General features: G+C 61.1%; 14 protein-coding genes. 11 read left to right on the top strand and 3 right to left on the bottom strand.

What is annotated here, in order from left to right; translation table 11 throughout:
• Nucleotides 1-337 precede the first annotated feature (337 nt).
• The gene (locus SCI24_RS01405; protein WP_318723598.1) at nt 338-1,678 is read left to right on the top strand and encodes a phosphodiesterase; all 1,341 of its coding nucleotides are present in this window, start codon (nt 338-340) and stop codon (nt 1,676-1,678) included.
• Here the strand turns inward: SCI24_RS01405 and SCI24_RS01400 are convergent.
• From SCI24_RS01400 to flgA, 3 genes are read right to left on the bottom strand one after another with little or no spacing between them, the layout of a single operon-like run.
• Nucleotides 1,670-2,119, bottom strand: a complete 450-nt coding sequence (locus SCI24_RS01400) for a flagella synthesis protein FlgN (RefSeq protein ID WP_318723597.1) — start codon at nt 2,117-2,119, stop codon at nt 1,670-1,672. The genes SCI24_RS01405 and SCI24_RS01400 overlap by 9 nt on opposite strands.
• A complete protein-coding gene (gene flgM / locus SCI24_RS01395) occupies nt 2,116-2,457 on the bottom strand; it encodes a flagellar biosynthesis anti-sigma factor FlgM (protein WP_318723596.1) in 342 nt (113 codons plus the stop codon). The genes SCI24_RS01400 and flgM overlap by 4 nt, the downstream gene beginning before the upstream one ends.
• 60 nt (nt 2,458-2,517) lie before the next feature.
• On the bottom strand, nt 2,518-3,204 hold the full coding sequence (gene flgA / locus SCI24_RS01390; RefSeq protein ID WP_318723595.1) for a flagellar basal body P-ring formation chaperone FlgA: 687 nt from the start codon (nt 3,202-3,204) through the stop codon (nt 2,518-2,520).
• Nucleotides 3,205-3,377: 173 nt separating this feature from the next.
• Here flgA and flgB point away from each other — a divergent pair, with 173 nt between their 5' ends.
• The 10 genes from flgB to flgK all read left to right on the top strand — a co-directional run bounded on the left by flgB (nt 3,378) and on the right by flgK (nt 12,430).
• Complete coding sequence (gene flgB / locus SCI24_RS01385) at nt 3,378-3,785, top strand: flagellar basal body rod protein FlgB (protein WP_318723594.1); 408 nt, start codon at nt 3,378-3,380, stop codon at nt 3,783-3,785.
• A 14-nt stretch (nt 3,786-3,799) separates the two neighbouring features.
• The gene (flgC, locus tag SCI24_RS01380; RefSeq protein WP_318723593.1) at nt 3,800-4,207 is read left to right on the top strand and encodes a flagellar basal body rod protein FlgC; all 408 of its coding nucleotides are present in this window, start codon (nt 3,800-3,802) and stop codon (nt 4,205-4,207) included.
• Between the two features lie 3 nt (nt 4,208-4,210).
• The gene (gene flgD / locus SCI24_RS01375) at nt 4,211-4,915 is read left to right on the top strand and encodes a flagellar hook assembly protein FlgD (RefSeq protein ID WP_318723592.1); all 705 of its coding nucleotides are present in this window, start codon (nt 4,211-4,213) and stop codon (nt 4,913-4,915) included.
• A 42-nt stretch (nt 4,916-4,957) separates the two neighbouring features.
• Nucleotides 4,958-6,181 (top strand): flagellar hook protein FlgE, encoded by a 1,224-nt coding sequence (gene flgE, locus SCI24_RS01370; RefSeq protein WP_318723591.1) that lies wholly within the window; start codon nt 4,958-4,960, stop codon nt 6,179-6,181.
• Between the two features lie 16 nt (nt 6,182-6,197).
• Nucleotides 6,198-6,959 (top strand): flagellar basal-body rod protein FlgF, encoded by a 762-nt coding sequence (flgF, locus tag SCI24_RS01365; protein ID WP_318723590.1) that lies wholly within the window; start codon nt 6,198-6,200, stop codon nt 6,957-6,959.
• A gap of 35 nt (nt 6,960-6,994) precedes the next feature.
• Nucleotides 6,995-7,777, top strand: coding sequence for a flagellar basal-body rod protein FlgG (gene flgG, locus SCI24_RS01360; protein ID WP_232911416.1), 783 nt, complete (start codon nt 6,995-6,997; stop codon nt 7,775-7,777).
• A gap of 23 nt (nt 7,778-7,800) precedes the next feature.
• Nucleotides 7,801-8,484, top strand: a complete 684-nt coding sequence (locus tag SCI24_RS01355) for a flagellar basal body L-ring protein FlgH (RefSeq protein ID WP_318723589.1) — start codon at nt 7,801-7,803, stop codon at nt 8,482-8,484.
• A 61-nt stretch (nt 8,485-8,545) separates the two neighbouring features.
• Complete coding sequence (locus SCI24_RS01350) at nt 8,546-9,628, top strand: flagellar basal body P-ring protein FlgI (protein WP_318723637.1); 1,083 nt, start codon at nt 8,546-8,548, stop codon at nt 9,626-9,628.
• 1 nt (nt 9,629) lies between these two features.
• A complete protein-coding gene (gene flgJ / locus SCI24_RS01345; RefSeq protein ID WP_318723588.1) occupies nt 9,630-10,721 on the top strand; it encodes a flagellar assembly peptidoglycan hydrolase FlgJ in 1,092 nt (363 codons plus the stop codon).
• Nucleotides 10,722-10,783: 62 nt separating this feature from the next.
• Nucleotides 10,784-12,430 carry a flagellar hook-associated protein FlgK gene (gene flgK, locus SCI24_RS01340; protein ID WP_318723587.1) on the top strand — a complete coding sequence of 549 codons (1,647 nt, stop codon included), beginning with the start codon at nt 10,784-10,786 and terminating at the stop codon, nt 12,428-12,430.
• Nucleotides 12,431-12,433 lie beyond the last annotated feature (3 nt).

The following is a 12,433-nucleotide window of genomic DNA, read 5'->3' as shown; positions in this document are numbered from 1 at the left end:
CAAGCCTGGCGCTCAAGGTGTTGCCCTTCATCCGGTGGCTCTGGCCAGAGCAGTGGGTGAGGCAGAACCCGTTGCCCATGTCCTGCTTGATGTGGATAGTCGTATTCTTTGGGCGAATCCAATGTTCTGGCGGCTTCTGGGGCAGCAGGAGCCGCTAGCTGCTGGTGCCCGATTTGGCGATATTGTGACGCTGACCAGCTGGCTTTCGCATGGTCGCGACCTCGAGATGGAAGGGCCATGGCACCGTGTGTGGCTCAGTGCAGCTGGTAGCCAGTCTCCCAGGCCTTTCCTTATGGCGGAAACCTGCCCTGTAAGCGATGAGCTAGCAGGTGCGAGGATGCTTTCTTTCATCGACCTGCGGGCGGGAGGAGGTGCTCGGGTACCGCCTTTCGCCGATCCTGTCACTGGGCTTCCCAGTACCTGGATATTCGAGGATCGGCTCCAGCATGCCATGGATCGTGCCGACCGCCTTGAGCAAGGGGTGGCGGTGATGTTGATCCGCCTCGATCGTGCTAGCCGGGTGCTACGTGAGCACGGCGAGGCGATGGTTCATCAGTTGTTGCAGCAGGTCAGTCGTCGCCTGGCGAGCACGCTTAGGGTAGAAGACAGCATTGCGTATCTGGGACGTTATCGCTGGGGGGTACTGGTTGAGCACCCGGTAGCGCCTGAGAGTCTGCAGACCGCGGCGCTGAGGTGTCTGGAGGCGATGGATGCCCCCTTGTCGGTGGATTCCCCGCCGCTGTTGATGAGTTTGTCGATCGGGATTGTGTTCTACCCCGATGATGGTGGCTCGCCCGCTTCTCTGTTGGCCGGGGCTGAGCAGGCGCAGCGACATGCCGGGCCAAATGGCTATGCCTTCCTTGACCGAGCGCTGAAGCGCCAGTTGGCAGACAGGTCTGCATTCCGTGAAGAGCTTCAGCTTGCCCTGATGGAGCCTGGTCGTCATTTTGGTCTGGTCTACCAGCCTCAGTGGAGCCTGGAAGAGGCGCGCTGCACCGGCGTGGAGTGCCTGGTGCGCTGGCGTCACCCTCGGCGAGGGTGGCTGCTTCCCGGTGAGTTTCTTCCTGAGGTCCGGGATATGGGGCAGATGGTTCGCCTCAATCGCTGGGTGCTTCAGCAGGTGGTCAGCCAGCGGCAGCTCTGTGCGGCGAAGGGGTGTGCACTGGCCAGGCTCGAGCTGTCGGTCAATGTCGATGTGTCTCTGCTGTCGCAGGCGCTTTTTGATGGGCGTACGCTGGATCGCTTCTTGCGCGAAATGAAAGAAGATCTCGCGGGGATAGTTCTGGAGTTCGATGGTGAGGTGCTTGCCGGGCTGGATGAGTCCCATGACCTCATGTTGCGAAGGTTAGCTCGCGCGGGGGTGCGGCTGGTGGCCGATAATCTCTGCGGCGACGTGTTGGCGTTGCCCAAACTGGCGCAACTGCCGATCTCCGGAGGAAAGGTAGGGCGGGAGTTGGTAGCGTCTCTGGGGGCTCCCCAATCTGACGCGGTTCTCGCAGCGCTGGTCGCTGCCTTGGGTGCTCTGAATATCGAGATGACGGCCGTTGGCGTTGAAGATCTTGCTCAGCAGGAGGTGGTTGATCGCTATGGGGTGACCAAGGCTCAAGGGTATTTCATTGCCGAGCCGATGGCTGTGGAAGTCCTGGCTGACTGGCTAGAGGCTCATTCCTCAGGCTGAAGCGTTGAGTTGTCCCTCGCCTCCGCGCTGGCGGCCCTTAGCGGTGTAGGGGCGGGCTTCGACAATGCTTTGCAGGTAGTCAAGCATCTGGCGATTGTGTTGGGTGCGAACAGAGATAAGGCGGCCATTACGCTGGTTCTGGCGTGCAGTTTGCTGCGCCAGTTCCAGCATTGTCTGCCACTCTTCCAGGCAGCCAGCATCCTCTGCGGCTTGACGCGAGCCCTCGGCATCGGCGGTGTAGCCAAGTCGGCGTTGCACGGACAGGCGGCTTTTCTCAGTGGCTTCCAGCGACTCCAGCAGGGCCTGCTTGTCAGCAGCCAGCTGCTCAAGTGCCGTTCCTTCCACCTGGCCGGCAAGCAGCAGCTCCTGCTCTTGGGTGAGCAAGCGGGTAAGCGCCTCCAGTCGGGAGGCTTGAGTCTCTATGAGTCGTGACAGGCTCACTTGCTTCCGCCTTCCTGGTTGAGGAGATCCTGGACGCTGGCGATCAGGCCATCGGCGATGCGTTCTGCGCGAATATCCAGCTTGCCTTCACGAATGGCTTCACGAATTTCCTCGACGCGGGCGCTATCGATGTCCTGGCTGGTGTCGGCAGCCGCCTGACTCAGATGCGTCATGCTGGCGGGGCCGGCGTCCTGCTGCTTGCCCCCCTGGAGACCCTGGACCTTCTGAGTCTCCTGGCGTGACTCGACCTGCGTCGGGCGGGTCAGGTTGGGGTGCTGGTTGTCAATTTTCACGGTGGTTAGCCTCGTGAGCAATGCGTTACACAGGCTATCGGCCATCCGGGCGAGAACTTTAGCCCCTATGGCGATTGTCTTGTCTCAAGTGTGGCGGTCGTGGTTTCAGAAGTCCACAGAGACCCGCCCCGGTCCCACAACCCTTCCTTCGAGTATGAGGCGGTCGGGAAGTCTCACCCGAACGCTGTCGCCCATGCCGCCTTCGTCAATGGCCTCGCCCTCGCGCTGTACTCGAAAGCCGGTACCGGCGGCTTCCACTTGCACGCTATCCCTGCGATAGACCAGGCGTGGCGACTGCACATGGTGCTCCTGGAGTGTCTGTCCCGGGGCAAGAGGGCGGGTGGCATGCTGGCCGATGGCGTCCTCGAGCGCCATCACGGTACCGCCTGGCAGTCGCCCCAGGTTGCCGCGTGCCAGTGTCAGGTCGCTTTCGCGCAGAGGCTGGCCCCGCTCAACGCGTTTGACCACCTCGACATAGCGGCCGACCATCTCGACGCTGGCCTGCAGGTATCGCACCTGGCGAGCGTCTTCTCCGCATCGCACGCCCACGGAGACGCGGCTGCGCAACTCGGTTTCTGGGTTGGGCAGGAACGGGGTGGGGTTCTCACACTCGCCCAGCCGCGCGCTGGGGGGTGAAACCTCGATAACCACCTCCTCACCGAAGGTGCTGGCGCGTTCGTAAAGTAGAGCCTGTACCCGTTCCAGCATCAGGCGCTCGTTGGCCGCCGAGGGCAGAGGCAGCGCCGTGAATAGCAGGAGCCAGAGGAGTCGTTTCCAGAGAGGGCCGGGCATGTGGACACCGCCGGGTTGTAGGTGGAAGTAGTTTCGCTGGTTGATTCTAGACCTCAGGCAGGTTCGGTATCTCGTGAAATAGGCGTATCGAAGTCGGCTGTTCTTGCCTTTGGGGTGACGGCTTGCGCACTACTCTTCAGCATCGACAAAACCCCTTTTTGGAGAGTGCGGGGATGATCGACCGGCTCGAAGCATCATTGAACTTGCACCAGCAGGCGCTGGGGCTACGCCAGGAGCGCCAGAAGGTGCTGTCCAGCAATATCGCCAATGCCGACACCCCCGGCTACAAGGCGCGTGACATGGATTTCGCTAGTGCCCTCAAACAGGCCGTGTCCCGCACCGGGCAGGATGGTGTGTCGCTGTCGAGAACCTCTGAGCGTCATCTCGAGGGCAGTGGTGCACCCCTCGGCTCGCGGGACCTGCTCTATCGCGTCCCGGCGCAGCCGAGTCTCGACGGCAACACCGTGGACATGGATGTGGAGCGCTCGCAGTTCGCCGACAATTCGGTTCGCTACCAGTCTGCGTTGACCATCCTCAATAGCCGCATTCAGGGCCTCAAGAAGGCCATGCAGCCCGAATAACCAGGAGCGAGTGCATGTCGATGTTCTCCATCTTCGAGATTTCCGGCTCGGCCATGAGTGCCCAGTCGCAACGCATGAACGTGACCGCCAGCAACCTGGCCAACGCCGATAGCGTGGCAGGTCCCGACGGTGAGGCCTACCGCGCCCGCCAGGTGATGTTCGAGACCCGCGCCCAGTCCCGGGAAGGCATTGGCGGCGTCGGTGTGCGCGAGGTGGTGGAAGACCCCTCGCCAATGCGACTCGAGTACCGCCCCGAGCACCCCCTGGCAGACGGGGAGGGCTATGTAACCATGCCCAACGTCGACCCGGTGGGTGAGATGGTCAACATGATCTCTGCCTCGCGCTCCTACCAGGCCAACGTCGAGGTGATGAACACCAACAAGCAGCTGATGCTCAAGACGCTGACGCTGGGGGAGGGCTAAGCCGTGGCAGCCACAATCGATAACAGCGTGCTCAATGGCATCAATGGCGTCAGCGGATCGCGTGCGGGTGTCGGTACGAAGAGTAACGATTCCGAGGCACTCAACGATAACTTCATGACCATGATGATCGCTCAGCTGAAGAACCAGGATCCGCTGAAGCCGATGGACAATAGCGAGATGGTCTCCCAGCTGGCACAGATCAATACGCTCAATGGCGTCGAGGATCTCAACGAGACCCTGCAGGGTATCGGCAGCCAGATCGATGCCGGCCGCGCCCTGGAGGCCGCGGGCCTGATTGGCCAGGGCGTTATGGTGCCGGGTGATCGGGTGTTGGTGGGGCGTGACGGCGAGGGCAACGTGAACGCCACGCCGTTCGGCATGGAGCTCAGCGAGCCGGCGGAGAACGTCAAGGTCACCATTACTGACGGTGCGGGCCAGGTAGTGCGGCGGTACGACATCGGAGCCGTGGATGCGGGTGTCTCCTCTTTCCAGTGGGATGGCGAGACAGATCAGGGCAACTTGGCTCCCGACGGCGCCTACCGCATTAATCTCGAGGCGAGTCAGGGCGGCGAGGAGCTCTCTGTCGATGCCCTGAACTACGCCATGGTCAATGCAGTGACGCCCACCGATGAGAGCGGCGGCTTCGCTCTGGACCTGGGTGCCGTGCAAGGACAGGTCGGTCTGTCCGCCATCAAGCAGATTCTCTAACCAACAACCACCGGTTACGGCTTACGCAGAGGGAACATCACCATGGGTTTTTCACAAGCGCTCAGCGGCCTGAATGCCGCCGCCTCCAGCCTGGATGTCCAGGGCAACAACATCGCCAACTCCCAGACCGTGGGCTTCAAGAGCTCCAGCGCCCAGTTCGCCGACGTCTTCGCCAATTCCAAGATTGGCCTTGGCACGCGCATGTCGACGGTGCTGCAGGACTTCGGCGAGGGCAACCTGGAGAGCACAGGCCGCAACCTTGATCTCGGTATCAGCGGCGAGGGCTTCTTCCGCTTCAGTCAGAACGATCAGGTGGTCTACTCCCGCAACGGCCAGCTCTCCATGACCGCCGATGGCTATCTGCAGAACGCTCAGGGCGCACGGATCATGGGGTTTGATGCCAATGATGATGGTGTGGTTCTGGCAGGGGGGCAGCCTGAGGTCTTGCAGATCGGTACCGAGGAGTTGGGAGCTAAGGCAACGCAAAATGTGAGCATGGTGGCAAACCTCGACTCGCGTGTTACTGACGATGACTTAAATACTGCTGATATTGGTGGGGCTGAGGTCGATTATCACTTCTCGAGCAACTTTACAGCCTTTGATTCGCTGGGGAACCCCCAGAATACAACTGTCTACTTTAGGAAAACTCCGACCGACAATCAGTGGCTCGCTAAGGTGGCCATAGGTGGTGAGCTCGTCCCACCCGCGACTGCTACAGATCCCAATGCCGGTACAACTCTGCAGTTTGATGCAAACGGTCAGATTACAACCACGCCGGCTAGCATCATTGTGGAAGGTTTCGGTCCAGGTACTGGCGCGAATGACCTTGATTTCGAGATTGATGTTGCCGACTTCACCCAGTTTGGCAACACCTCCCGTACCACCGACCTCCAACAGGATGGTTACACCTCCGGCGCCTTCGTAGGCATCAGCATCGAAGCCGATGGCACGATCATGAGCAACTTCTCCAACGAGCAATCGGTGGCGGCGGGTCAGATCGCTATGGCCAACTTCCGTAACCCCGAAGGCCTGCGTCCGGAGGGCGATAACGCCTGGTCGGCAACTCAGGCTTCCGGCCAGGAACTTGTTGGCGCGCCTGGTACCGGCCTGCTGGGCAGCATCGAGTCTGGTGCCATTGAGGCCTCTAACGTGGACATGGCCCGCGAGCTGGTGGACATGATCGTTACCCAGCGTGCTTACCAGGCCAACTCCCAGACCATCAAAACCCAGGACGAAGTCCTGCAGACCGCTATCAACCTGCGGTAAGAGCGGAGACTGAGTCATGGATCGCATCCTTTATACCGCCATGAGTGGCGCGCGCCAGAGCATGGAGCAGCAGGCGGTGGTCAGCAACAACCTGTCCAACGTCAGCACCACCGGCTTTCGCGCCCAGCTCCACGCCATGCGCGCGGTGCCAGTGCAGGGCGATGGTCCGCTCGACACCCGTGTATCTGTAGCCGCCTCCACGCCTGGGTCGGACTTCACCAGTGGGCCAATCAACCGCACTGGCCGAGCGTTGGATGTCGCGGTGGAAGGTAACGGATGGTTGACCGTACAGGCGGCGGATGGCGAGGCCTATAGCCGCCGCGGCGACTTGCAGGTCGATGGTGACGGCATCCTGATGACCGCCAACGGCCGGCCGGTAATGGGCGAGGGCGGTCCGATACAGATTCCGCTGGGTGCTCAGGTTTCAATCGGTGCGGACGGCACCATCAGTACCATCGGTGCCGGCGAGGATCCCGATGCTCTCGTGCCAGTGGACCGGCTCAAGCTGGTCTCGGCCCCTGAACAGGGCCTGCTGCGCGGCGATGATGGCCTCTTCCGTCCGGCACCAGGCCCCGAGGGAGAAGCCCCCGCGGTGCTGCCGCTGGATGAGGAGGTCTCCCTGGTCAGTGGTGCTCTGGAGGGCAGCAATGTCAGTGCCGTCGAGGCAATGGTGTCGATGATCGACGTGGCGCGCCGCTACGAGATGCAGATGAAGGGCATCAGCACCGCAGACGAGAACGCCCAGCGCGCCAACAGCCTGCTATCGATACAGGGCTAGGTAAGCGCCACACGCTCATTAGCTAGGAATACGACATGATCAAGTCACTCTGGACAGCCAAGACCGGCCTAGAATCTCAGCAGGTCAACCTGGACGTCATTTCCAACAACCTGGCGAACGTCAGCACCAACGGCTTCAAGCGCTCCCGTGCAGTGTTCGAGGACCTGCTCTACCAGAACATGCGTCAGCCGGGCGCCCAGAACAACATCCAGGACCGGCTGCCTTCCGGCATGCAGGTGGGTACTGGCGTGCGCCCCGTGGCCACCGAGCGACTGCACACCCAGGGCGGGCTTGAGAACACCGAGAACTCCCGTGATCTTGCGATCAACGGCCAGGGTTTCTTCCAGGTGCTGATGCCCGATGGCAGCACCGCCTATACCCGTGACGGCAGCTTTCAGCTCAACGAGAACGGTCAGATGGTGACTGCCAACGGCTATCCCCTTGAGCCGGCGATCATCATTCCCGATAACGCCCTGTCGATCTCCATCGGCGAGGATGGCGTGGTCAGCGTGACCGAGCCGGGCACTAGCCAGCCCAACGAGGTGGGACAAATCACCTTATCCACCTTTGTTAATCCCACCGGTCTCGAGAGTGTCGGCGGCAACCTTTACATGGAGACTGCGTCTTCAGGGCCCCGCAATGAAAATATGCCCGGCATGAACGGTGCGGGCCGCCTCTTCCAGGGCTACGTCGAGACCTCCAATGTCAACGTGGTGGAGGAGATGGTGAGCATGATCCAGACCCAGCGTGCCTACGAAATTAACAGTAAGGCAGTGCAGACCAGCGATGAGATGCTGGCACGCCTGAGCCAGCTCTAAGCGATGATGGCAGGAGAGACGGCATGACGACCGGGCGTTTGGGCACACCGAGCCTTTTGCTGGTGGCAGCGCTGATGCTGCTGATGGGCGGCTGCGCCCAGATTCCGCGCGCCTCGGTGGTGGGCGAGCAGGAGCGTATCGAGATCCCTCAGCCGCCGCCGCCGCGGGCCAACGGCTCCATCTATCAGGCTGAGCGCGGTTACCGCCCGCTGTTCGAAGATCGGCGTCCGACCATGGTCGGCGATATCCTGACCATCGTGCTGGACGAGGAGGTCAGTGCCAGTAAGAACAGTCAGTCCAATGCCGATCGTAACGGCTCTTCGAGCCTCGACCTGGCCCAGCTCCCCGATGCACTTGAAACACTCTCAGAGTACGGCTTCGACGTCGAGGGCAACAGTGACTTCAGCGGTGGAGGCGGCTCCGAGGCCAACAACTCGTTTACCGGCACCATTACCGTCTCTGTGCTGGAAGTGCTCAACAACGGCTACCTGCGTGTGCGTGGCGAGAAGCAGATCGCCATCAACCAGGGCACCGAGTTTATCCGTTTCTCCGGGGTCGTCGACCCACGCACCATCACCGGCCAGGGCGCCGTGATGTCGACCCAGGTGGCCGATGCCCGTATCGAGTACGTAGGCGACGGATATATCAGCGAGGCACAGCATATGGGTTGGCTGCAGCGATTCTTCCTCAACGTCTCGCCCTTCTAGCAGGAGTTCGATAGTGAAGCCATCTCCGCAGGTGCGACTCAACTGGTTTTTCACCACTTCGATGGTCTTTTTGGTGCTGTTACTGGCAGCTACCCCGGCGCGTGCCGAACAGATCCGTGAATTGGCGAGTTTTTCCGGCGTTCGAGACAACGCTCTGGTGGGCTATGGCCTGGTTGTCGGGCTGGACAACACCGGTGACCAGACGACACAAGCACCGTTTACTGGGCAGAGCCTGACCAACATGCTCAATGAACTGGGCGTGACAATACCCGAGGGGACCAACATGCAGCTGCGCAACGTGGCAGCGGTGATGGTCACGACGGATTTGCCGCCGTTCTCTCGTCCCGGTCAGCGGCTGGACGTCAATGTCTCCTCTGTGGGCAATGCCCGTAGTCTGCGTGGCGGTACGCTACTGATGACGCCACTGAAGGGGGCGGACGGCGCCACTTACGCCATCGCCCAAGGCAACTTGCTCGTCAGTGGTGCCAGTGCCCAGGGCGGTGGCAGCAGCGTGCAGATCAATCAGCAGGCTGGTGGTCGCATCACGGGTGGCGCCATGGTTGAGAGGGAAGTGCCGCTGGATCTAGGCGCTCGTGGTGGGCTTCTGGAGCTTGAGCTGAACCGCTCAGACTTCGGCACAGCCCAGCGGGTGGTGTCAGCCATCAACCAGGAATTCGGCCGTCCGGTGGCCGCAGCACAGAACGGCCGTGTGATCGCTCTCGATGGCCCCCAAGATAACAACGCTCGGGTCAACTTCATGGCGCGCATCGAGCAGTTGCGTGTCACGCCGACCGAAGCGGCAGCCAAGGTCGTGCTCAACTCTCGAACCGGTGCCATCGCGATGAATGGTCGTGTCACCCTGCGCCAAGCCGCCGTGGCCCATGGGAATCTCGCCATCACTATCGACACCGATGTGGGAGTAAGCCAGCCCAACCCCTTCGGTGGCGGCCAGACCGTGGTAGTCCAGGACACCGAGGTGAGCATCGAGCAGCAACCCGGCACGTTGAAGGTGGTGGAGGGCGCCGAACTGACGGAACTGGTAGATGCGCTGAATACACTGGGGGCAACCCCGGCCGACCTGATGTCGATCCTCGAGGCGCTGAAGGCCTCGGGCTCACTACGCGCGGAATTGGAGATCATCTGATATGGCGCTGAGTAGCGGTCATGGAATTGAAGGCCAGTTTGCTTTGGAGATGCAGGGCCTGCAGCGGCTCAAGCATAGCGCCCGTCAGGACCCTGCGGGTGGTGCCGAGGCGGCGGCGAAGCAGTTCGAGGCCCTGTTCATACAGATGATGGTCAAGAGCATGCGCGATGCAGTGCCGACTACCGGCCTGCTCGACAACAAGCAGAGCGAGCTCTTTCAGTCGATGCTCGACCAGCAGTGGTCTCAGACCATGGCGAGTCGCGGTATCGGCCTCGCCGACAAGCTGGTGAGTGAACTGGAGAACCGTGGCCTGGTGCCGCAGCAAACATCTCAAGCTGAAAACGACCTGATTGCCGGGATTCCGCGTGGAACACCCAAGCCCCTACGTGATGCGATCCAGCCGGATACCGAAGCCTTGCCTGCTGAGGATTCCGCGCCATCTGAACAGAGCGATGCCAAGGGCTTCATGGCCGAGCTTGACGCACGGCCGATGACGAGCAGCCTGACACCCTCTTCTACAGCTGAGGAAGCCATTCAGCGAGCGGATGCGGCCCCGGCGTCTCGAGAGCGCCACGATCTGCCCGATCATGTGCGTACTTTCCTGAGTCGCCTCGAGGCTCCCGCCCAGGCTGCCAGTCGAGCCACCGGGGTGCCGGCCGAGCTGATCTTGGCCCAGGCGGCGCTCGAGACTGGATGGGGGCGCCACGAGATCTCCACACGTGATGGCGGCAACAGCCACAACCTCTTCGGTATCAAGGCCGGTAGTAGCTGGCAGGGAGATACCACCGAGATCGTCACCCACGAGGTTTATGACGGGCGTCGTCAGAAAATTCGGGATGACTTTAGGGTCTACGGTTCCTTCGAGGAGGCTTTCATCGACTATGCCAACCTGATCGGGAACAATCCCCGTTACCAGGCGGTGACCACGGCCGGAAGCCCAGCCGAAGCGGCGCATGCCCTGCAGAAGGGGGGCTACGCCACCGATCCAGCCTACGCCGACAAGCTGATTGCGGTCATGAACAGCATGGGTCCCCTCGAGCAGTCACTGAATCTGGCCAGTGCAGGGTCAATCGGCCTTGGGGCACTGCGATGATTCGACCTCAAGATTTTCGCGGTGCTGCCGATTAACTGGGTAATGGCCAAGGGAATCCCCTCATGAGTATCTTCTCGACCGGGCTCAGCGGCCTGAATGCCGCCCAGAGCGCCCTCAACAGTACCAGCAACAACATCAGCAACGTCTATACCCCGGGGTACAACCGCGAGGTAACCCAGCTCGGCGAAGGCCGTGCTGGTGGCGGCGTGCAGGTCAACGACATACAGCGCCAGTTCAACCAGTACGTGGCTTCACAGCTCAACGCCGCAACCAGCAAGTCCAGCGCGCTGGAGTCGTATAACCAGCAGGTGGAGCAGATCGACAGTTTACTGGCGGATCGAGATGCAGGTCTGGCACCGCTGATGCAGAATTTCTTCTCTGCCATGGAGGACCTGGCAAGCGCGCCTTCGGATCCCGCCGCTCGCCAGGGTGTTTTGGGCGCAGCCGATACCCTGACGGCCCAGTTTCGCTCCTTCGACGGTTACTTGCAGGATATGCAAGAAGGCATCAACGGCCAAATAGCCGATGAGGTCACCCAGGTCAATAATGCCACCGAGCAGCTGGCCGATATCAACCGCGAGATCGCGCTGGCCCGGGCGCGCAGCGGTGAAGCACCCAATAGTCTACTCAACCAGCGCGATCACATGGTCCATGAGCTTAACGAGCGCATGGATATACGGCTAAATATCCAGGACGGCAAGACCTACAACATCAGCCTGCCCAACGGCCAGCCACTGGTCGCTGGCACCCAGCATTACAGCCTCGAAGCGATGAAGGCGCCTAATGACCCCGAGCGCACCGTGTTGGGCTACCGCGACTCCAACAATGATCTAGTGGCGCTGGATGAGGATACTTTGACCGGTGGCACCCTGGGCGGTTTGATGGACTTTCGCAGCGAGACCCTCGACAAGACCCAGAATCAGATCGGTCAATTAGCGGTTTCCTTCGCCGGTGAGCTTAATGCCCAGCATGCCTTGGGTGCCGACCTTGACGGCGAGCAGGGTGGTGACCTGTTCCGTATCGGTGAGCCTCAAGTCTATTCGTATGCCGGCAATGCTGATCCCGGGGCCACGGCAACGGCCAGCTTCGACGAGGCCCAGCTAAATAAGCTAAGAGCTACTGACTATGAGGTGCGGTTAACCGCCACTCCACCAGGAGAGGGTGATTTCGAGGTGGTTCGCAAGGGGAGTGGTGAAGTCGTGGACACCACCTTCGATAACGACACCAACACCTTGAGTTTCGGCGGCATCAACCTCGAGTTTACGAATCTGTCTGGTGCTCAGGCCGGCGATCGTTTCGAGGTGCAGCCGTTACGTCGCGCAGCGGCCGAGATGAAAACCGCAATCGATGATCTGGACAAGATCGCGGCGTCCGGCAATGCCGATTTCGGCACCGGGAATAACGTGAACGCCCTGGAGATGCAGGCACTGCAGGACAAGCTGACGGTGGGCGGGAGTGCTTCCTTCAGTGGTGCCTACGGTGCCATGGTCAGCGACGTGGGCAACCGCACCAATATCGTCCAGGCCAACCTCGATGCCCAGCAGGGGCTGACCAAGCAGCTGGAAGCAGTGCAGCAGTCGGAGTCCGGCGTCAACCTGGACGAGGAAGCGGCGAACCTGATCCGCTACCAGCAGTTCTACCAGGCCAACGCCCGCGTCATCGATACTGGCACAACCATACTCGACACCATCCTTGGCCTGCGTAACTGATCC

It is taken from the genome of Halomonas sp., from assembly GCF_033549285.1.
Classification (GTDB): domain Bacteria; phylum Pseudomonadota; class Gammaproteobacteria; order Pseudomonadales; family Halomonadaceae; genus Halomonas.
Note: the sequence above shows the minus strand (reverse complement) of the source record. Positions and strands in the feature narration are given on the sequence as shown.

Bases quoted from the DNA above. Each gene is read 5' to 3' on its own strand.
- SCI24_RS01355 (WP_318723589.1), top strand. From the start codon at position 7,801: ATGACGACCGGGCGTTTGGGCACACCGAGCCTTTTGCTGGTGGCAGCG.
- flgA (WP_318723595.1), bottom strand. From the start codon at position 3,204: ATGCCCGGCCCTCTCTGGAAACGACTCCTCTGGCTCCTGCTATTCACG.
- flgG (WP_232911416.1), top strand. From the start codon at position 6,995: ATGATCAAGTCACTCTGGACAGCCAAGACCGGCCTAGAATCTCAGCAG.
- SCI24_RS01405 (WP_318723598.1), top strand. From the start codon at position 338: ATGCTTTCTTTCATCGACCTGCGGGCGGGAGGAGGTGCTCGGGTACCG.
- flgC (WP_318723593.1), top strand. From the start codon at position 3,800: ATGTCGATGTTCTCCATCTTCGAGATTTCCGGCTCGGCCATGAGTGCC.
- flgM (WP_318723596.1), bottom strand. From the start codon at position 2,457: ATGGCCGATAGCCTGTGTAACGCATTGCTCACGAGGCTAACCACCGTG.
- flgJ (WP_318723588.1), top strand. From the start codon at position 9,630: ATGGCGCTGAGTAGCGGTCATGGAATTGAAGGCCAGTTTGCTTTGGAG.
- flgB (WP_318723594.1), top strand. From the start codon at position 3,378: ATGATCGACCGGCTCGAAGCATCATTGAACTTGCACCAGCAGGCGCTG.
- SCI24_RS01350 (WP_318723637.1), top strand. From the start codon at position 8,546: ATGGTCTTTTTGGTGCTGTTACTGGCAGCTACCCCGGCGCGTGCCGAA.
- flgK (WP_318723587.1), top strand. From the start codon at position 10,784: ATGAGTATCTTCTCGACCGGGCTCAGCGGCCTGAATGCCGCCCAGAGC.
- flgF (WP_318723590.1), top strand. From the start codon at position 6,198: ATGGATCGCATCCTTTATACCGCCATGAGTGGCGCGCGCCAGAGCATG.
- flgE (WP_318723591.1), top strand. From the start codon at position 4,958: ATGGGTTTTTCACAAGCGCTCAGCGGCCTGAATGCCGCCGCCTCCAGC.